We start from the raw sequence: 16,975 nt of genomic DNA, 5'->3' as shown, positions 1-16,975 counted from the left end.
ACCGGGCATGGTTTTTCCGCCAGGTCAGGCTATCAGGGCAATTAATTGCTCTCTGTCTACGTCGGTAACGTCCTGCGGATGCCGATATCCTGCGTTCTCATTGGCCAGGGTATACAGCGCAACAAGCCAGTCATAGACATAGCGGCTGGCGGCGTGAACGGGCTGTTCGTCAAGCTTTGTTAGACGCAACATTGTCGAACGCGGCGTTGCGGCGAAAATGGCTGCGCCTTTCTGAACGCGGCTGGCCGGGCGTTGGGCCTCCTCGATATTTGCGTAGCCGAGCCAGGCGATGAAGTTACCAATGATGGCATGGAGTTGCGCACCGCTCACCTCTTCACGCTGCATGGTTTTCTGTAACTGCTGAGGTAAACCGAGGCGATAGCTGGCGGTAATTAAAATCTCCGCCACGGCGTTGAGCATCTGCGGTTCCAGCCCCAGACGCTGCGCATTATCCCGGCAGTGGGCCCACTGGCGCAGATGATTGATCCACATTTTGTGCGCCTGGTAGCCTGTTTCATGACCTTCTGACGCTGAAGCGCGCGTTGGTTCGTCGGCAAAGAGATCGATCGCGTCATTAAATAAACCGCTGACCTGTTCTTCTCGCGACTGTCGGGTGCGCAGCAACGCTTCGAAGTTCTGTACCGGCGGTAACAGCCCGGCCAGCAGGTCGCCATGTCTGGCGGCCTGGGCCTGAAGACGCCGGATCACGGTTTCAACCGGTAGCTGCGCGTCATCAAACATCGGTAACAGATCGCGCACGCGGCCTCGCAGTTGTTCGCGTAACGCCTGTAAGCGCGCCTGTCGCTGTGGTGCCGATGTCGCCTGCGATAACCACTCCACCAAACGCTGCATACTGTGTTTATCCAGCGCCTGCAACGTTCCCCAATGCACTCCAGGTTTACCCATCAACTGCTGGACGGCTTCATCCAGATTTTGCTGGGTGGCAAAACGGGCATCCTGTGGAGTAATAGCCCAGACGACGCCGGGTAACGCTGATTCATGCTGCGGCTGCGTGGCGTTAACCCACTCCAGTAAGTGACGGGCGGCGGTGGGCGTTTGCGAGCGAGATGCCAGAGCATTGCAAATCACCAGAACATCGGGCTGTACCTGTTGACGGTAATGGGCCAGCATCCAGCCTAATTTCGCCCGCCATAACGGATGAGGATGACTGTCTGGCGCGACCGGAATATCCAGTAAATCAACATTATCCAGTACGCTGTTTTCAACGGTTAGCACCAGTTCGCGGGTAAGCAGCGCCAGAGAATCAAGCGAAAGGCTGACCGCATTGAGCAGTCGGCCTTCCTTAACCGGATGCACCACCACATCGCTTTGCGTATCGCTGGCGGTTAGCGCCATTTGCGTCAGGAAGTTTTCCGCCGGTAAGCCAAAATGATCGACCAGCAGGCTGAGCGGCGCCGCCAGTTCCCCGGCATGGCTGGTTTGTTGCAACATATGCGCCAGCGCCAGCCATTGCTGGGTGATCTCCGGTTGCTCTCCCCACAGTAATGCCCAGGCGTGCGCCCGTGTCGTGAGATCCAGCGCAGGCAAGAGCGAGGCAAAGTGTTGCCATGTCGCATCATCAATATGTTGTCTGGCGGACGGAAGACAAGAGCGCCAGAAACTCGCGATGGTCGCGACCTCTTCAGCGGTAACGCCGGGGACGGGCTGCGGTTGGCGAAGCGATTGCCATTTCTCCAGGCGTGATGTGATAATGGATTTTTCGACCTGGCGACAAACGGGGGACGAGCTGGTCCAGGCAATAAAGATCTGCACCAGTTCAGCTTCACTGATCAAGCGCAGGCGCAACGGCCAGCCGTTCTCGTTTGAAAAAATGTCGCGCGTAAAGCGAATAGCCATATTCGCTGGCGCATGACCCGGATTGATGTGGCTGAAATAATCATAGTCACGGTCCGGCGTGATAATTTCCAGCTTGCCATTCTCGTTACCGCATAGCGTCGTTAACAGATGCGCTTTTGCGGATTGCGCATACCCGTACAGACCAACGCAGCCATGTGATGCGCAGGCGGCGTTGAGCGCTGACTCATCCGCCGCGGCAAGCGTAAGTTGCGCCAGCAGAGCGTCGGCTTCATCATCCAGCCGCGTTGCGTAACGGCGCGTGTTGTTAACCCACTCGATAACAGCCTGGGTGGCGTTTAACGGTTTTGTCATTTCAGGTATACACTCCCGCTATCTATCCAGTAGTGGCTGCCGCTGTGGCGACGGTCAGCCAGCGTATTCAATTTTAATGTCAGCGCATCGGCGGCGACCGGCGTCCCGTCCTGGAGCCAGGCATCACTTAATATGAACGATTCCGGGGCGCTATCTTTGCTACTGCCGCGTAATTTCAGTCGCACATTCAGTACACCGTCGCCAGCGATGGTTTTCGCCAGTTCGGCGGAGTTAATGCTCAGGCAATAGAGTGGGGTTGCAGGCCAGCGACTGTTCGCCAGTTGACGGAAGCCCAACGTCACGTTGCCGCGTAGCGGAAAATGCAGGCGAGCGTCCAGCGTTGCGCCGGGTTTATCCAAATCGATCTCGTGATACCAGATATTTTCATCGCGAAGCGTATTAACGGTATTATCCAGTACGCCGAGATAACGCACAGTCGAATACGCACCGATATCAGCCGCTTTAAAATTGAATCGCGGCAGACGTAAGTCCAGCGCCAGGCTGCATAACATCGCGCCCACCGCAGCAGTGGATTTTGGATTGCCGATACGCCCTTGCTGACTGAAGGGATACCATTCATGTACCTGATACTTATCCATCCACACAATGCGATTAACCGGCACCGGTTGTAAGTGCCGGATGAGCGCCTGTACGCCGGGTAAACAGGTCGGTCTCCCCGTCACCAGCAAGATATCGCAGTGATAGTGGGAGATCGCTTCGCAGACCGCATGAAGCGGCGTTGTCAGCGTAAACTGACCGGCCAGCAGAGCCTCCTGAAGCTGGCTAAACTGGATTTGCAACGGCACATTGAATATATCAAATGTCGGCGAACCAGACGGTAAGGCATGATCGATCGCCTGCTGGATATAGTTCATCACGTTGCTTGTTGGGCGGCGGATCAGCAGATCGCCAAATGTCGCGTGTAAACCAGCAAACGGATCGTTAATGTCGCTTTGCTCCCAGGCGGAAAGTACCGCATGGCCCAGCGGCATAAATAATTGCAGCGCCGTTTGCTGGCGCAAAATGGCCTGAGTATCAATTCGTCCCGAATCGCCAAATAAGGTCGCCAGCAGGGCGGCGGCATCCGTAACGCCTGCCCGTTGCAACGCCGTTTGCAGGGAAGGGAGTACGCAACGCTGAATGATATCCAATAGCAGATCGTCCCCGGCGACTTTAAAACCTTCGCGAAACAGGAGGTGAGGCGTAATTTTTACATTGGCCCCTACGCCGTCATCTAACTGATAGTGAACGATCGCCATATCCGTCGTGCCGCCGCCGATATCAATCGATGCCACGCGCAATGCGCGCCCGGGGACGACGCCGGGTTCAGGCTGGCGATCCGGTCTGGCGAGTGCATTAAAAAAGGATTCGGTACGCCCGGCGTAATGCGAAATGGCTTCGTTATAAAGCCATACCAGTTGGCCGCAACTTGCTTCGTCCCATTCCATCTGTATTTCTGGTACCGGCACCACGCTTTTTTCACGCTGCTTAGGCGTGGTGAAATCCTCATCCTGCGGATGCCAGCCCATGGCTTTCCAGACCAGCGCCAGCGCTTCAAACATTCGCTGGCGGAAAATTTCTCGCTCCTGTTTCGGCATAGCGGAAGGCAGCGTTAAAATCAGGGTGCGTAGCTGGCGCGGCGAGGCGGGAAAGCCGAGTCGCAGCCGGGTGGCGACGCTGTTAATTTGCCCCAGCGCCTGAGCCAGAATTTCGCACAACATATGCGTCATCAAGGTGCTACGGCTGTATTGCGGCGAAAAAACCGGTAGCCTTTCTTCATGCGGCAGGCGGAATAACGGCTGTCCGTCGTCGTTCATCAGATTCATCAGCGGAAACGCGGTGGCAAGCGGTTCGCGCTGCGTTTTACCGTGGATCTGACTAAAACGCCAGTCCTGCAAGGCGGGGGTTTCATCCCACAGGTAGCGGCGCGGGCTGGAGATGCCGCTGCTGCCTTCGGTGCCCACACGCTGCATAGCAAGGGCGCGAGCCTCGTCGCCCACACGCACAATGGAAGGCCAGACAAAGGCGTCGTCTCGTCCGCTTTCGACAGAAAAGTGTTGCTTGCCAAAGCGCGCTTCCGAGAATTCCACCCGGCTGGTAAATAAAGGATCGTTCAGATACTGCGGCTCGCTTAAAGAACGCACCTGAAGCTCTGCCGTCTGGCGTAACCCGTCATTCGCATCGCCATGATCCTCGATCAAGACGCCGCAGGTATGCGTATTGCCGACATCCAGAATCAGATCGACCGGGATTGCGGGCGTGCTTAACGTATGTGTCACAAACTTTACTTCCGGCACCGTAAGCTGTTCGCCTAACAGCGTCAGTAAATTCAACCAGTGCGCCTGATACTCAAAGCTACGCAGCGCTTGTTGTATGGCCTGTTCCGAACGGTTTTCCACCTGTGAGGCATACTGAAGAAACGACTCGCGCAGCCAGCCGTCAATCCATGTCTGGTCAAGAAAATCGGCAACTTCTTCATCGCGCCAGGCGAGCGCAAAACGTGTGCCATTGAGCAGATCGTTTTCGCAAGGCGCCAACGCCGCAGGCATATTTTTTGCCAGCTGACTGTCGAAGGCGAGGGTGATGCGGTGTGTGTTTCCGGCGCTATCTGGCTCGCTGAGTTTACGTACCTGAATGCGCGCCCAGTTATCCGGCCCGTCAATAAAGGTACGCGGCGGATTAAAACGCAGGAACGGCAGGGGGAGCCAGATTCCGTCGAGTACATCCAGAGAATAGTGCAGCGTCTGAGTGCTTTCCGGTTTCACGACTTCGGGTTGGCCGCCAGCACGTCCTGGCAACGTGTAGCGCCCGCTGGTCAGATCAAAATCGAGGCGCAGTAGCGGACCGTTTGCCGTTTTGCGCACAAAACGTCCGTAGTGGGCCGACTCTTGCGGCGTTAAGCCAAAATCAAGAAACTGGACGCCGCTGTTTGCAATGAGCGTGACGCTCTGTTTGTAATCACACAGATTGACCAACATAAAATCAGGCACCTATCTTTTTAAACGTCAACGGAATTGCCGCGTGGTCGCCATAACGGGCGGTACAGGTTGCGACGTCATTGACGCCTGCTTTACAGGTAATTTCCGGCATCGGATAACGTGAACCGTCGGTGCAGCGCGCATTGCCGCGACTTTTAATCATCAGCTCGCCCGTTTGATGCAGACCAGAGAAAATTTCCGCCCGACAAACCACGTTATCGCCATGTACTACGCGCGCGATACCTTTGTTATTTTGGATCTGATAACGCAGAGAGGGCGGCTTGCCGGTAATCGGATCTTTGACATCCACGCTGACCCGCCAGCTACCGTTTAAAAAGCGCGTGGTTCCAAGCTTCATCTGCGTACTGTCCATCACCAGCGCGTCTTTGGGGATAGCGGCAATAATAACAGGCGCTTCCGGCAACGGCGCCGCTTTGGGGGCGGGCGTCACCTCAGCGCGATGCAGCGGCAAATGCGCGGTGAGTTCAGGCAATGGGGTAACGTCAGTTTTCGCGGTAGCGACAGGCGCGGCGCGAACAGGAGAGGACCCGTCAACGGATGAAGATGGCCAGAAAAAAGGCGTGGCGACGGCGGCGATAACCACGGCAGCGACAGGTAAGCTCCACAGCGGTAGGTGGCGAGCTCTTTTCGCCTCAGCAACCGGGATGGGTGTGGCTGGCTTCGGCTCGCTAACGATAACGGGCGGCGCAACAGGTTCCTCCGGCATTTTCGGCGGCTCGATGACAGACGTTAACAAAGGTTCATCCGCCTGACTAAACGCCGCCTCTACCAGCGGCTTTTCTTCGGGCTCCGGCTCCGGCTCGACCAGAGGGATGTCGGGGATTGCCTCGGTTACCCGCAGGCAGTCCAGCACATCATCGCGTGTATTTTCGTTAAGATTAACGAATCCCCAGAAGGTGATAACCGGTTTGCCGTTAACCAGGAAAACATGATTTTCGCCGGGAAATTGCGTCGCTTTCTCAAGTAGCGAACCAAATAGCTGAAGCGCTGTTTTACCGGATTGCAGACTTTTTCGACTGAGTGCAGCCGCGCTTTCAAAAGTGCTGGCTAAATAACGTAAAGCCCGAGAACGTGTCTCTTCGTCAGCCGCTTTCCACGCTATCGCCTGACCTTCAATCGGCGAATACCAGTCAACCCGATCGCCATTATCGTTAAGTTGCGGAATCGCCAGACAGTCAACCATCGCCTGCTGTTTACGCAGACGAAGCGTTTCGCGAATTTGCAATGCTGATTCAAATACGGCCTGACCGCCGCCGCCCACGGCCTGATAATCATCCAGATTGCCGCTGCGCAAGAGAGATTTTGCCACGTTGTTATCCCTTAGACTTCTTCACGCGTCTACTTTACGGGGTCTATACGCAAGCAAACGGCGGAAGAAAGGCAAAAAGGCGCGAATTCTCGGTCTATTAAGCCCCGTGTTTCCACTTGACGTAAGTTAAATCAGGGTGGCGGCGGCGAATTACCGCATCGGGCGACAATAACGCGTATAATAGGCGAATCATGCTGTTACAGAATAAAGAGTAGGAGAGCTTATGTCGCACCTGGAGGAAGTGAGCGCCCGCGTGGATGCCGCTATCGCGGAGAGCGTAATTGCCCATATGAATGAATTGCTGATTGCCTTGAGCGATGACGCTGAATTACGTCGCGAAGATCGTTATGTGCAGCAGCAGCGTTTGCGCACGGCTATCGCGCATCACGGCAGGCAATATCAAGAAGATCGGGACGCGCGCCGCGAACAGCTCACCAAAGGCGGCACGATCCTGTAACCCATTAAAACTGGCGCTTCGCAATCAGCCATGCGCCAATGACCAGCAACAGCGCGCCAAACGCCGGCCCGACCATTGCGCGTAACGTGACGCCGTGGCTACGCGCGATATCCAGCGCCAGTCCGCCGATTAACTGGCTGGCGACCAGTACCGCGATAGTCGTCGCGGCGCCAACGTTCTGATACCCGCTAATGCTGGCAAATACAAAAAATGACCCCAGCAGACCGGGGATCAATGTCCACCAGCGAACGCTGGCGACCAGCTCGCCGAAACCCGCAGCGCCTTGCTTAAACCACAATATCGTCACAAATAAAACGATCCCTACCAGCGAGTTCAACAGCATAGCGATCAGAATCGTCGATGATGTCTGCGTAATACGCACCATAATACTGTTTTGTACCACCAGCCCGACGCCGGCGGCGATCAAAAAGATAAGCGTCAGCGACTGGTTCATCAGCAGGCGTCCGGCGCGGCGTGTTCATCAAGCTGGAGCTGCATAAACGTAAGATCTAACCAACGGCCAAATTTTACGCCGACCTGCGGCATTTGCGCGGTAACGGTAAATCCCAGCGAATGATGCAGGCGTATTGAGGCGGCATTCTGTGACTCAATACCGGCCACCATCACATGCTTGCCGCAGCGTCGGGCTTCGTCGATCAGTCTGCTGAGCAGTTTTCGCCCCAGTCCTTTCCCCTGGTGCGCCGGATGAACATAAACCGAGTGCTCGACGGTATAGCGAAAACCGTCGAAACTGCGCCAGTCGCCAAATGATGCATAGCCAGTCACCACGCCATTTTCTTCGCTTACTAGCACCGGATAGCCCAGCAATTGACGGGCCTCATACCAGGCAAGGCGGTTATCCGTATCGACCGTCCGATCGTTCCAGATGGCCGCAGTATGTAATACCGCATGGTTATAGATTTCGGTAATCGCGGCGCAGTCTGCTTTATCGGCAAAGCGAATCGTCATAGGGAACCCCAGGGAATGTTTACGATAGTGTTAGAAATACTATTGAAGGCGGCATAAATCAACGAATTAGCGCAAGAATGCATGTTTAGCGAGGAGGGGGGAAAGTCGTTCATAAAAGCGCACAGCCTGATATCTGAGAGTGTTTAACTCCCTCAGATAGCGAATGTTCGACTATTATTGATGGATTATGCCAGGCATGAGGAGAATAGAATGAAGCAACAGACCAACCGAAATCGTCGTTGGGTTTTGGCCTCGCGTCCCCACGGCGCGCCGCAGATGGATAACTTCCGCCTCGAAGAAGATGACGTCGCGACGCCCGGTGAAGGGCAGGTGCTATTGCGTACCGTTTTTTTATCACTCGACCCTTATATGCGTGGCCGCATGAGCGATGAACCCTCTTATGCGCCGCCTGTTGAACCTGGCTGCGTTATGGTTGGCGGTACGGTCAGTCGCGTTGTCGCGTCAAACCATCCTGATTACCGACCAGACGAATGGGTGTTGAGTTACAATGGTTGGCAGGATTATGACATTTCAGATGGCGAAGGGTTGGTAAAGCTGGGTGATAATCCGCAACATCCTTCCTGGTCGCTGGGTATTTTAGGAATGCCGGGATTTACCGCCTATATGGGGTTACTGGATATCGGCCAGCCGAAAGAGGGCGAAACGCTGGTTGTCGCCGCCGCCACTGGCCCCGTAGGCGCAACGGTTGGGCAAATTGGCAAGCTGAAGGGCTGCCGGGTCGTGGGTATTGCTGGCGGCGCGGAAAAATGCCGTCATGCGACAGACGTTTTGGGATTTGATCTGTGCCTTGATCATCACGCTGATAATTTCCCACAACAGCTTGCGCGGGCCTGCCCGCAGGGTATCGATATCTATTATGAGAATGTCGGTGGTAAAGTCTTTGACGCCGTCTTACCGCTACTGAATACGTCGGCGCGGATTCCGCTCTGCGGTCTGGTCAGCGGCTACAATGCGACAGCGTTGCCGGACGGTCCAGACAGACTGCCTCTGCTGATGGCGACATTACTTAAAAAGCGTATTCGTCTGCAAGGTTTTATCATCAACCAGGACTATGGTCACCGGATACATGAGTTTCAGCAAGAAATGGGGCGTTGGATCAAAGAAGGGAAAATACATTACCGGGAGCAGATTACTGATGGGTTGGAAAATGCGCCAGAAGCGTTTATGGGGCTGCTGGCGGGGAAGAACTTTGGCAAAGTCGTGATACGTTTAGCGGACGATGCGTAAAGAAAAAATGGCGGCATTATGTCGCCATAAAAATGTGCAAATTTTAAAATTCCGGCTTTACTTATATTCATCATTCAGATCGCGGTGGGGCAGCTTATCTCCCTCAGCGGCCTGAACCGGTCAAAAATCTCGATACATGAAGGAATGACGGAGATAAAACGGTTGCCATAAAGAAACCTGTATTGTTGTAAAAGATGAGAATATCACGCAAGTAAATTATCACTTTTATTTATTTGGCCGTTCAGGCCTGGATTATCTTTTTTACAATTAAGTTCCGAAACTTCTTCGGGACTCGATTGCGATGTTGTTCTGCCAAGAGGTGAAGGAAGGAAAATGCCGGGTACGGAAAAAACACAACATATAAGCCTGACCACACAGGTTGAAAATCGGTTAAAGCATCAATTGTCTATTGGCGCATTAAAACCAGGCGCAAGGCTTATCACTAAAAATATCGCTCAAGAGTTAGGCGTCAGTATTACGCCGGTGCGTGAGGCTCTGTTAAGGCTGGTCTCTTCCAGTGCTTTGGCGGTGGCGCCAGCACAGGCGTTTATGGTGCCGGAGATCTCGCTGGAAAGTTTGCTGGAAATTAATACGATTCGTACTGCCCTGGAGGAGATGGCGGTGGTCGCCGCTGCGGGTAAGATTACTCCGGATCGCGAGCAGACGCTGAATGCGCTATTAGATGAATTTCAACAGGCGCTGGAAAGTGGCGTTATGGAGAAAATTCTTTTGGCCAACCGCGCATTCCGCTTTGAGATCTACCACTACGCGGATATGCCAACGCTGTATGCCATGATCGAGCAATTATGGGTACGCCTGGGGCCAAGCCTGCATTTTTTATATGATAATTTTAAACTTGATGATTATCAAAACGGCGTTAATCTGTACAGAAAATTGCTTAATGCGTTAGTGACTGGTGATAAAGAAGCCAGTCGCCATTGCCTACAGAACGTTTTGCAACAAAACGTAGCGACGATTAAAAATCAGTACTTCATGTAACTATGACTTATCAATAGCGGGGATTCCCCGCTATTGCCGGATATTTGCCGGATATTTATTCAAATTGCCATGCCAGATTAATCCCCACGCCATAGTTACGCCCTGGCGCTGGCTCATAATATCGGCCATTAGATTCATTAACGATCACTGAACCGATATATTCTTTATCAAATAGATTATCTACCCGCCCAAAAATATCGACGGTAAGCTGACTGTAATTAAATTTATACCCTGTATTTAGTCCAACAACGGTATACGAAGGCGCTTTGGCGGTATTTTCATCATTGGCCATGATATCGCCCATATAGCGAACGTCTGTTCCGGCGTACCACCCCTCATCCGGGATAAAACCTAATGAGGCGAATCCCATATTACGTGCGATGCCGGGCATCCGGTTTCCATCACAGTTTTGCCCCTGACAAACGTTACTGCGATAGGTCGCATCCAGCCAGGTCCATGATGCTTTCACCCGCCAGTCGCCGGCGAAGCGCTGGTCCAACGAGAGTTCTGCGCCCTGGCGGCGTGTTTTGCCAGCGTTTTTGTAGGTAGTGCGTCCTCCCATACTGCTGGCGACGACAATTTCATCATCGGTATCGGTTTGAAATAACGCGGCGGTCAACAAGCCATTGCCAATCCGCGTTTTACTGCCGACTTCCACCGTATCATTGGTCGACGGTTTGAGGTCAAAGTTGAACCCACTTTGGCCGTCAGCGCGATAAGAAAGCTCATTGATTGTGGGAGTTTCAAATCCGCGACCGGCAGCAAGATAGAGATTCCAGGCGTCAGTTAACGCATATTTTAGCGATCCGGCGGGTAGCCAGTGGTGATAGCTGGCGTCGCCGCTGTCATCGCCATTGCCGGGCGCGATATAGTGATCGTTAGAATCGAACCACACGGAACTGTAGCGCACGCCAGCATCCAGCGAGAGTTTTTGCGTAAGCTGCCACTGGGTTTGCAGATAAGGATCGACATTCCACATCAGGTTACGCTCATCCCGGCGTAAATCGCCTTTATGCCCAAACTCAGGGGTGCCGTTGTTGAGGCGGAAGTTATTGTAACCCTTGCGGTTTTCGCTCATGTTTTCATAATTTAATCCGCCAGTGAAGGTGACCGGCACACCTAATTCTCCCCGGTGAGTCCAGCGGGAATCAATGCCCTGATAGTGGCGTTGCAGTGTAATTACGCCGCCAGCCTGGGCTGGTTTTAGCTGTGCCACCAGGGGAATAGACTGGTATTGCGTGGTTTCCCGCTCTCCGGCGTAGGCCATCACGCTGATATCATCCTGCGCGCTGAGCTGACGTTCATAACGCAATCCTGCCTGAGTTTGTTTGATGGTTTTACGCGTATTGTACTGTTCAGCGCGCGGCGCCTGTTGCGGATCGGCTTTCCATTCAGATTCGGTAAGTCCGCCGGGATCGTCCGCCTTAATGTCCACACTATTAAAAATCAGCGAGAGTTTACTGGCCTCGTCAAGGCGCACGCCCAGTTTGGCATTAGCCAGATTTTTTCGCGCGCCGCTGTGATCGCGGTAGCCGTGGGTGGTGAAACGGGTAGTCGATACCGTGTAATCCACGTCGCCTGGCTGTGTGCCGTCACCCATCGCGCCCGTGGCTTTTAGCGCATAGCGCCAGCTTCCATAACTGCCGTAGTAGCTGCTGGCCTCAAGGGTAGGCGGCTGTCTGCCGGTTTCGGTGGTGACATTTATCACGCCGCCGGAAGCATTGCCGTATAGCGCTGAGAAAGGGCCGCGTAACACTTCAACGTCTTGTATGCTGTTAATATCAATATTCGAAATCTGGCCTTGCCCATCCGGCATGGTGGCGGGAATGCCATCAACATACAGACGAATGCCGCGCACGCCAAAGGCGGAACGCGAGCCAAATCCGCGGATAGAGATTTGCAGATCCTGCGCGTAGTTCTGCCGGTTCTGCACCTGCAATCCCGGGACGCTGGTTAAAGACTCAGATAAATTGACGCGCGGCGTCGCCAGACGCATGTCTTCTCCCTCAATGACGCTAACGGCGGCAGGTGTATCCAGTTCGGATACGGTTTGCGGCGTTGCGGTGACTATCATGGTTTGTTCATTGGGCACGCTGGCGGCCTGAAGGGCCGGGGAGAAGGTCAGAGGCAATAAGAGGGCGGGATAAAGTCGCTGTCTAACGGAAATAATTTTCATGAAAATGCCGGATAAATGTAAGCGTATCAACGGAAAACGTGACATTAAGGGTAGTCAATATGTAAAGTTTTGAAATTTTAATCGCACATTAAGTTAAGAAAATGTGCGGTATTTAAGAGCCATGACATTCGCAGGCGAGGAAAAGCTCCACTTTCTGATAAATAATGATTATTATTCTCAACTTATAATAAGTGCGGAACGAAGATCCCGCGCAGCGAAGTAGTGTGAAGCAGCTATACACGTTTTTATCAAAGGGAGTCGTCATGCACTTACGTCATCTTTTTTCGCCGCGCCTGCGTGGTTCTTTATTGTTAGGTTCGCTCCTCGTCGCATCCTCATTTAGCACGCTGGCGGCGGAAGACATGCTGCGTAAAGCGGTAGGCAAAGGCGCTTATGAGATGGCCTGGAGTCAGCAAGAAAACGCGCTCTGGCTGGCTACATCGCAAAGCCGTAAACTGGATAAAGGCGGCGTAGTTTATCGTCTCGACCCGGTGACGCTGGAAATCACGCAAGCGATTCATAACGATCTCAAGCCGTTCGGCGCCACCATCAATGCCGCGACCCAAACGCTGTGGTTTGGCAATACCATTAACAGCGCTGTTACCGCGATTGATGCCAAAACGGGTGATGTAAAAGGTCGTCTGGTACTTGATGCGCGCAAACGTACTGAAGAGGTTCGTCCGTTACAGCCCCGTGAGCTGGTTGCCGATGCGGCGACCAACACGATCTACATTAGCGGTGTTGGTAAAGAGAGTGCTATTTGGGTAGTGGATGGCGAAACCATCAAACTGAAAACGACGATCGAAAATACCGGCAAAATGAGTACGGGTCTGGCGCTCGACAGTAAAGCGCAACGCCTGTACACCACCAATGCGGATGGTGAATTTATCACCATCGATACCGCCAGCAATAAAATTCTCAGTCGTAAGAAGTTGCTGGATGACGGTAAAGAACACTTCTTTATTAACCTGAGTCTCGATACCGCAGGTCATCGCGCGTTTATCACCGACTCGAAGGCGACTGAGGTTCTGGTTGTCGATACCCGTAATGGCAATATTCTTGCCAAAATCGCGGCGCCTGCTTCTTTGGCCGTCCTGTTTAACCCGACACGTAACGAGGCGTATGTGACGCATCGTCAGGCAGGGCAGGTCAGCGTGATCGATGCGAAGACCTATAACGTTGTTAAAACGTTCGATACGCCGACGTACCCGAATAGCCTGGCGCTATCGGCAGACGGTAAAACGCTCTACGTCAGCGTGAAGCAGAAATCGACACGTGAACAGGAAGCGACGCAGCCGGATGATGTTATTCGCATTGCTCTGTAAATAGGGTATGGAGGGGGAAACCCCTCCAGTCATCTCTTTAAACGCACCGATACGCCTCGTTACACCCCGCCGATAGCCTGATGATTCTGTGAGAATTACACTGCCTTTTTGCTGTAGTTAACTCATTATATTCACGAGGAAAATATGAAAAAGTTATTTATATGCTCAGGTTTGGGCATGATGTTTTTTATGCTTGCGGGTTGCACAACCAACTATGTAATGACGACGAAGAATGGGCAAACGATCGTAACTCAGGGTAAGCCGCAGTTAGATAAAGAGACGGGGATGACCAGTTATACCGATCAGGAAGGCAACCAGCGGGAAATTAACAGCAATGATGTGGCGCAGTTGATTAAGGCTGACTAAGCATTGGGCGCGATGCGGTGTTGGCGGCAACGCGCATTAAACCCGGCAGGCCTGGGGCTGCCGGGGAAGGGGAATGTTATGTCGCTGCTTCTTCTTTCAATACGACATTCTCTGTCGAATCCGCCGTTACTGGCGCAGTTCGATGGATCTCCGCCACGCGACGTCGCACGCCAAACCAGCCGGCAACCAGCAGAATGGCGATCAGCGGCAACGAGGCGATAGTGTAAGTTCCATTCGGGTAGTCAAACGCCATGAGTACCAGCACGCTTAGTAAAAACAGCAGCGTTAGCCAGGAGGTAAAAGGCGCGCCGGGCAGTTTAAAACTGACGTCTGCGGCTTTGCCTTCTTTTATCGCCTGGCGTAAACGCATCTGGCACACCATGATAAACGCCCACGACGCGATAATGCCGAGCGAGGCAAAATTAAGAACGATCTCAAACACGCGGGAGGGGACCAGGTAATTCAGGAACACGCCGACCACGTAAACTACCAGAGTCGCCAGAATACCCGCATAGGGCACATGCTGACGGCTCATTTTCGCCATGAATTTCGGCGCGGAACCCCCCATCGACATTGAACGTAAAATTCTCCCCGTACAGTAAAGCCCGGAGTTCAGGCTGGAAAGCGCGGCGGTTAACACCACGATATTCATAATACTGCCGATATAAGGCACGCCAAGTTTAGAAAAGAAGGTGACAAACGGACTTTGCCCCGCCTGGTAGGCGTTCCACGGCAGCAGCAAAACCAGCAATACGACCGATCCTACATAGAAAAGACCAATACGCCAGATCACGCTATTGATGGCTTTTGGTACCATCGTCTGTGGATCTTTGCACTCCCCAGCGGCGGTACCGACCAGTTCAATCGACGCAAAAGCGAACACCACGCCCTGAATCAGTACCAGCGCGGGCAACAGGCCGTGCGGGAAAAAGCCGCCATTATCTGTAATCAGGTGAAAACCGGTGGCATTACCCTCAAGCGGTTGACCGGTACCGAGAAAAATCGTGCCTACCACCAGGAAGATAACAATGGCGAGTACTTTTATCAGCGCGAACCAGAACTCCATTTCGGCAAACCATTTTACGCCGATCATGTTCATGGTACCGACAATGGTTAACGCACCGAGCGCGAACACCCATTGCGGAACGTCGCCAAATGCGCCCCAGTAGTGCATATATAACGCCACTGCGGTGATATCGACGATCCCGGTCATCGCCCAGTTAATAAAGTACATCCAGCCTGCGACGTAGGCCGCTTTTTCACCCAAAAATTCACGGGCGTAGGAGACGAAACTCCCGCTGGAAGGGCGATGCAATACCAGTTCGCCCAGCGCGCGTAAAATGAAAAAAGAAAAAATGCCGCATATCAGATAGACCAGCGCCAGTGCCGGTCCGGCCATTTGCAATCGGGCGCCTGCACCTAAAAATAAACCGGTGCCAATCGCGCCGCCGATAGCAATCATCTGAACCTGACGATTCCCCATCGCTTTGTGATACCCCTCTTCATGGGCGTTCAGCCAGCGTCGTTTCGCCGCATGTTGTTCTGCGGCGTGCGTAGTCTGTGTTTTCATTACGTTACCTGTTATAGCCTGTCCTGACAGAAAAATTCCTTATGCCGCGACGGGCGCTCACCAATCGATTGCCTGCAATGGCGAATGCCGCTTTTCCCTGATTCTGTGACAGGGATAAAACCGCCGGCGGAGCATCCTACCTGCAATTGTTAAATGACGCAAAACATACGGAAAGAACAAAATGAGAATGTCGAGTTTATTTGTGTGGTCAGATGTGGTGCGGTGTGGTCACGATTCAGCCAGATAAGACGCCAGCACAAATCCGCAGTGCTTGCGTTGCGCAATAATTAACCAGCGCTAATCACTTGTGGGATTTATGGTCATAGATATAACCTCGAACGGTAAACTACCTGACGATATTGCAGCAGCATAAGATAAGGCCGTTGCGCCTGTTATTCTCATTTTCTCCTGAAAATATATGCCTTTGAGCAATTTTGTTGATTGACATATCGTCATAATGAGAGAGGAGTAGGACATATAAAGCTATTGAGCAAAATTTGAAGGAGCAGGATATGCCACATACATCAGTTTCTACCTATGCCAGAGCTTTATCAGGAAATAAGCTACCTCATGTTGCTGCAGGAGATTATGAAAATAAATTATCAACAAAAATCATGAAAGGCATCTTGTGGGTGCTTACCGCAGGACTGGCCTACGGATTTACAAGAGTAATTGAACATTGTTGCAATGTTACGCCTAAAGTTGAGGAGTTCTGTGCCAATGCAGGGACTATCCATAATCACCTTGCAGATGCTGTACGTGATGAACAATTTATTATAGATGTCGAGCTTTCTGATGGTCGGATGTTAACATTCGAACAACTCTCGCTGATGGCTGGACGTGAGCCAATCGTCAGGATATCGGATGGCGAACATACCGTTGAGGTTAAGGGGTCCTTTGAAGATATTTGTATGAGACTGGAAGAGGGCTTTTTTGAAGCGCCAGCGTACTATCATTATGATATTGATGAAAAATATAAAACCGTCAGAGAGCGAATAGCAGAATATAATGCCTTACCTCAGGCATTAGGCGCCATTCCGAGTTTAGAACATTATATCGCTCGGGCCAGCGACATGCAGGAGGCGAAAGTGCAATGGGCGGCCGACATAAAAGATCGTTACCATAACTATTTGGACAAGTATTAAAAAGCGTTTATGTTTAGCCAGTTTTGTTAGAAATCAGATTCGCTGAGCTGGCGTTAAAAATTTTAACACGCCGCTATTTTGGCGGCGTGCCGCAAAGAGATTCTCAGAACCGATTTCCGTTTGTAGGCCAAAATCCCACGTACCTCCGGCGCTGTAGCCGGCCTGTCTTATTTTTTTCAAAAGTATCCAACGCTATTCCACGGATAGGGTATCCTGTTGCGCAGCGATATCCGCCTCAGCCTG

General features: G+C 52.6%; 13 protein-coding genes. 6 read left to right on the top strand and 7 right to left on the bottom strand.

What is annotated here, in order from left to right; genetic code table 11:
- Positions 1 to 24 precede the first annotated feature (24 nt).
- From srfC to srfA, 3 genes are read right to left on the bottom strand one after another with little or no spacing between them, the layout of a single operon-like run.
- Positions 25 to 2,169 (bottom strand): virulence-associated effector SrfC, encoded by a 2,145-nt coding sequence (gene srfC, locus J4614_RS03020; protein ID WP_208293058.1) that lies wholly within the window; start codon positions 2,167 to 2,169, stop codon positions 25 to 27.
- Positions 2,166 to 5,147 (bottom strand): virulence factor SrfB, encoded by a 2,982-nt coding sequence (locus J4614_RS03015; RefSeq protein WP_000960830.1) that lies wholly within the window; start codon positions 5,145 to 5,147, stop codon positions 2,166 to 2,168. The genes srfC and J4614_RS03015 overlap by 4 nt, the downstream gene beginning before the upstream one ends.
- A gap of 4 nt (positions 5,148 to 5,151) precedes the next feature.
- On the bottom strand, positions 5,152 to 6,477 hold the full coding sequence (gene srfA, locus J4614_RS03010) for a virulence-associated effector SrfA (protein WP_208293057.1): 1,326 nt from the start codon (positions 6,475 to 6,477) through the stop codon (positions 5,152 to 5,154).
- A gap of 223 nt (positions 6,478 to 6,700) precedes the next feature.
- Between srfA and J4614_RS03005 the strand changes: the two genes are divergently transcribed.
- On the top strand, positions 6,701 to 6,934 hold the full coding sequence (locus J4614_RS03005) for a YdcY family protein (protein ID WP_000018720.1): 234 nt from the start codon (positions 6,701 to 6,703) through the stop codon (positions 6,932 to 6,934).
- 4 nt (positions 6,935 to 6,938) lie between these two features.
- On the opposite strand, the gene J4614_RS03000 is transcribed toward J4614_RS03005, so the two are convergent.
- Together J4614_RS03000 and mddA are read right to left on the bottom strand one after the other, a co-directional pair.
- On the bottom strand, positions 6,939 to 7,388 hold the full coding sequence (locus J4614_RS03000) for a DMT family transporter (RefSeq protein ID WP_001076565.1): 450 nt from the start codon (positions 7,386 to 7,388) through the stop codon (positions 6,939 to 6,941).
- Positions 7,388 to 7,903 (bottom strand): L-methionine sulfoximine/L-methionine sulfone acetyltransferase, encoded by a 516-nt coding sequence (mddA, locus tag J4614_RS02995; protein WP_000155373.1) that lies wholly within the window; start codon positions 7,901 to 7,903, stop codon positions 7,388 to 7,390. The genes J4614_RS03000 and mddA overlap by 1 nt, the downstream gene beginning before the upstream one ends.
- A gap of 210 nt (positions 7,904 to 8,113) precedes the next feature.
- On the opposite strand from mddA, the gene J4614_RS02990 reads away from it, so the two are divergent.
- Both J4614_RS02990 and mcbR read left to right on the top strand, forming a co-directional pair.
- Positions 8,114 to 9,151 carry an NADP-dependent oxidoreductase gene (locus tag J4614_RS02990; protein WP_001543095.1) on the top strand — a complete coding sequence of 346 codons (1,038 nt, stop codon included), beginning with the start codon at positions 8,114 to 8,116 and terminating at the stop codon, positions 9,149 to 9,151.
- A 333-nt stretch (positions 9,152 to 9,484) separates the two neighbouring features.
- Positions 9,485 to 10,150 (top strand): colanic acid/biofilm transcriptional regulator McbR, encoded by a 666-nt coding sequence (gene mcbR, locus J4614_RS02985; protein ID WP_001119592.1) that lies wholly within the window; start codon positions 9,485 to 9,487, stop codon positions 10,148 to 10,150.
- 55 nt (positions 10,151 to 10,205) lie between these two features.
- On the opposite strand, the gene pqqU is transcribed toward mcbR, so the two are convergent.
- Positions 10,206 to 12,326: a TonB-dependent receptor PqqU gene (pqqU, locus tag J4614_RS02980; RefSeq protein ID WP_208293056.1), complete on the bottom strand. Its 2,121-nt coding sequence runs from the start codon at positions 12,324 to 12,326 to the stop codon at positions 10,206 to 10,208.
- 263 nt (positions 12,327 to 12,589) lie between these two features.
- Between pqqU and J4614_RS02975 the strand changes: the two genes are divergently transcribed.
- Together J4614_RS02975 and J4614_RS02970 are read left to right on the top strand one after the other, a co-directional pair.
- Positions 12,590 to 13,651, top strand: a complete 1,062-nt coding sequence (locus J4614_RS02975) for a YncE family protein (protein WP_000550636.1) — start codon at positions 12,590 to 12,592, stop codon at positions 13,649 to 13,651.
- Positions 13,652 to 13,795: 144 nt separating this feature from the next.
- A complete protein-coding gene (locus J4614_RS02970) occupies positions 13,796 to 14,017 on the top strand; it encodes a YgdI/YgdR family lipoprotein (protein ID WP_000732362.1) in 222 nt (73 codons plus the stop codon).
- A 76-nt stretch (positions 14,018 to 14,093) separates the two neighbouring features.
- On the opposite strand, the gene ansP is transcribed toward J4614_RS02970, so the two are convergent.
- Entirely contained in the window at positions 14,094 to 15,587 is a 1,494-nt protein-coding gene (ansP, locus tag J4614_RS02965; RefSeq protein WP_000857110.1) for an L-asparagine permease, read from the bottom strand.
- 512 nt (positions 15,588 to 16,099) lie between these two features.
- Between ansP and steA the strand changes: the two genes are divergently transcribed.
- Positions 16,100 to 16,732, top strand: coding sequence for a type III secretion system effector SteA (gene steA, locus J4614_RS02960; RefSeq protein WP_208293055.1), 633 nt, complete (start codon positions 16,100 to 16,102; stop codon positions 16,730 to 16,732).
- The last annotated feature ends 243 nt before the right edge of the window (positions 16,733 to 16,975 follow it).

This window comes from Salmonella sp. 32031103-2018-00083-FB-01-SM-01 (assembly GCF_017571995.1).
Lineage (GTDB): Bacteria > Pseudomonadota > Gammaproteobacteria > Enterobacterales > Enterobacteriaceae > Salmonella > Salmonella enterica.
Note: the sequence above shows the minus strand (reverse complement) of the source record. Positions and strands in the feature narration are given on the sequence as shown.

What these genes read in the sequence shown, in the direction of transcription:
- srfC (WP_208293058.1), bottom strand. Translation starts at nt 2,169, where the DNA reads ATGACAAAACCGTTAAACGCCACCCAGGCTGTTATCGAGTGGGTTAAC.
- J4614_RS03015 (WP_000960830.1), bottom strand. Translation starts at nt 5,147, where the DNA reads ATGTTGGTCAATCTGTGTGATTACAAACAGAGCGTCACGCTCATTGCA.
- J4614_RS03005 (WP_000018720.1), top strand. Translation starts at nt 6,701, where the DNA reads ATGTCGCACCTGGAGGAAGTGAGCGCCCGCGTGGATGCCGCTATCGCG.
- J4614_RS03000 (WP_001076565.1), bottom strand. Translation starts at nt 7,388, where the DNA reads ATGAACCAGTCGCTGACGCTTATCTTTTTGATCGCCGCCGGCGTCGGG.
- mddA (WP_000155373.1), bottom strand. Translation starts at nt 7,903, where the DNA reads ATGACGATTCGCTTTGCCGATAAAGCAGACTGCGCCGCGATTACCGAA.
- J4614_RS02990 (WP_001543095.1), top strand. Translation starts at nt 8,114, where the DNA reads ATGAAGCAACAGACCAACCGAAATCGTCGTTGGGTTTTGGCCTCGCGT.
- mcbR (WP_001119592.1), top strand. Translation starts at nt 9,485, where the DNA reads ATGCCGGGTACGGAAAAAACACAACATATAAGCCTGACCACACAGGTT.
- pqqU (WP_208293056.1), bottom strand. Translation starts at nt 12,326, where the DNA reads ATGAAAATTATTTCCGTTAGACAGCGACTTTATCCCGCCCTCTTATTG.
- J4614_RS02975 (WP_000550636.1), top strand. Translation starts at nt 12,590, where the DNA reads ATGCACTTACGTCATCTTTTTTCGCCGCGCCTGCGTGGTTCTTTATTG.
- J4614_RS02970 (WP_000732362.1), top strand. Translation starts at nt 13,796, where the DNA reads ATGAAAAAGTTATTTATATGCTCAGGTTTGGGCATGATGTTTTTTATG.
- ansP (WP_000857110.1), bottom strand. Translation starts at nt 15,587, where the DNA reads ATGAAAACACAGACTACGCACGCCGCAGAACAACATGCGGCGAAACGA.
- steA (WP_208293055.1), top strand. Translation starts at nt 16,100, where the DNA reads ATGCCACATACATCAGTTTCTACCTATGCCAGAGCTTTATCAGGAAAT.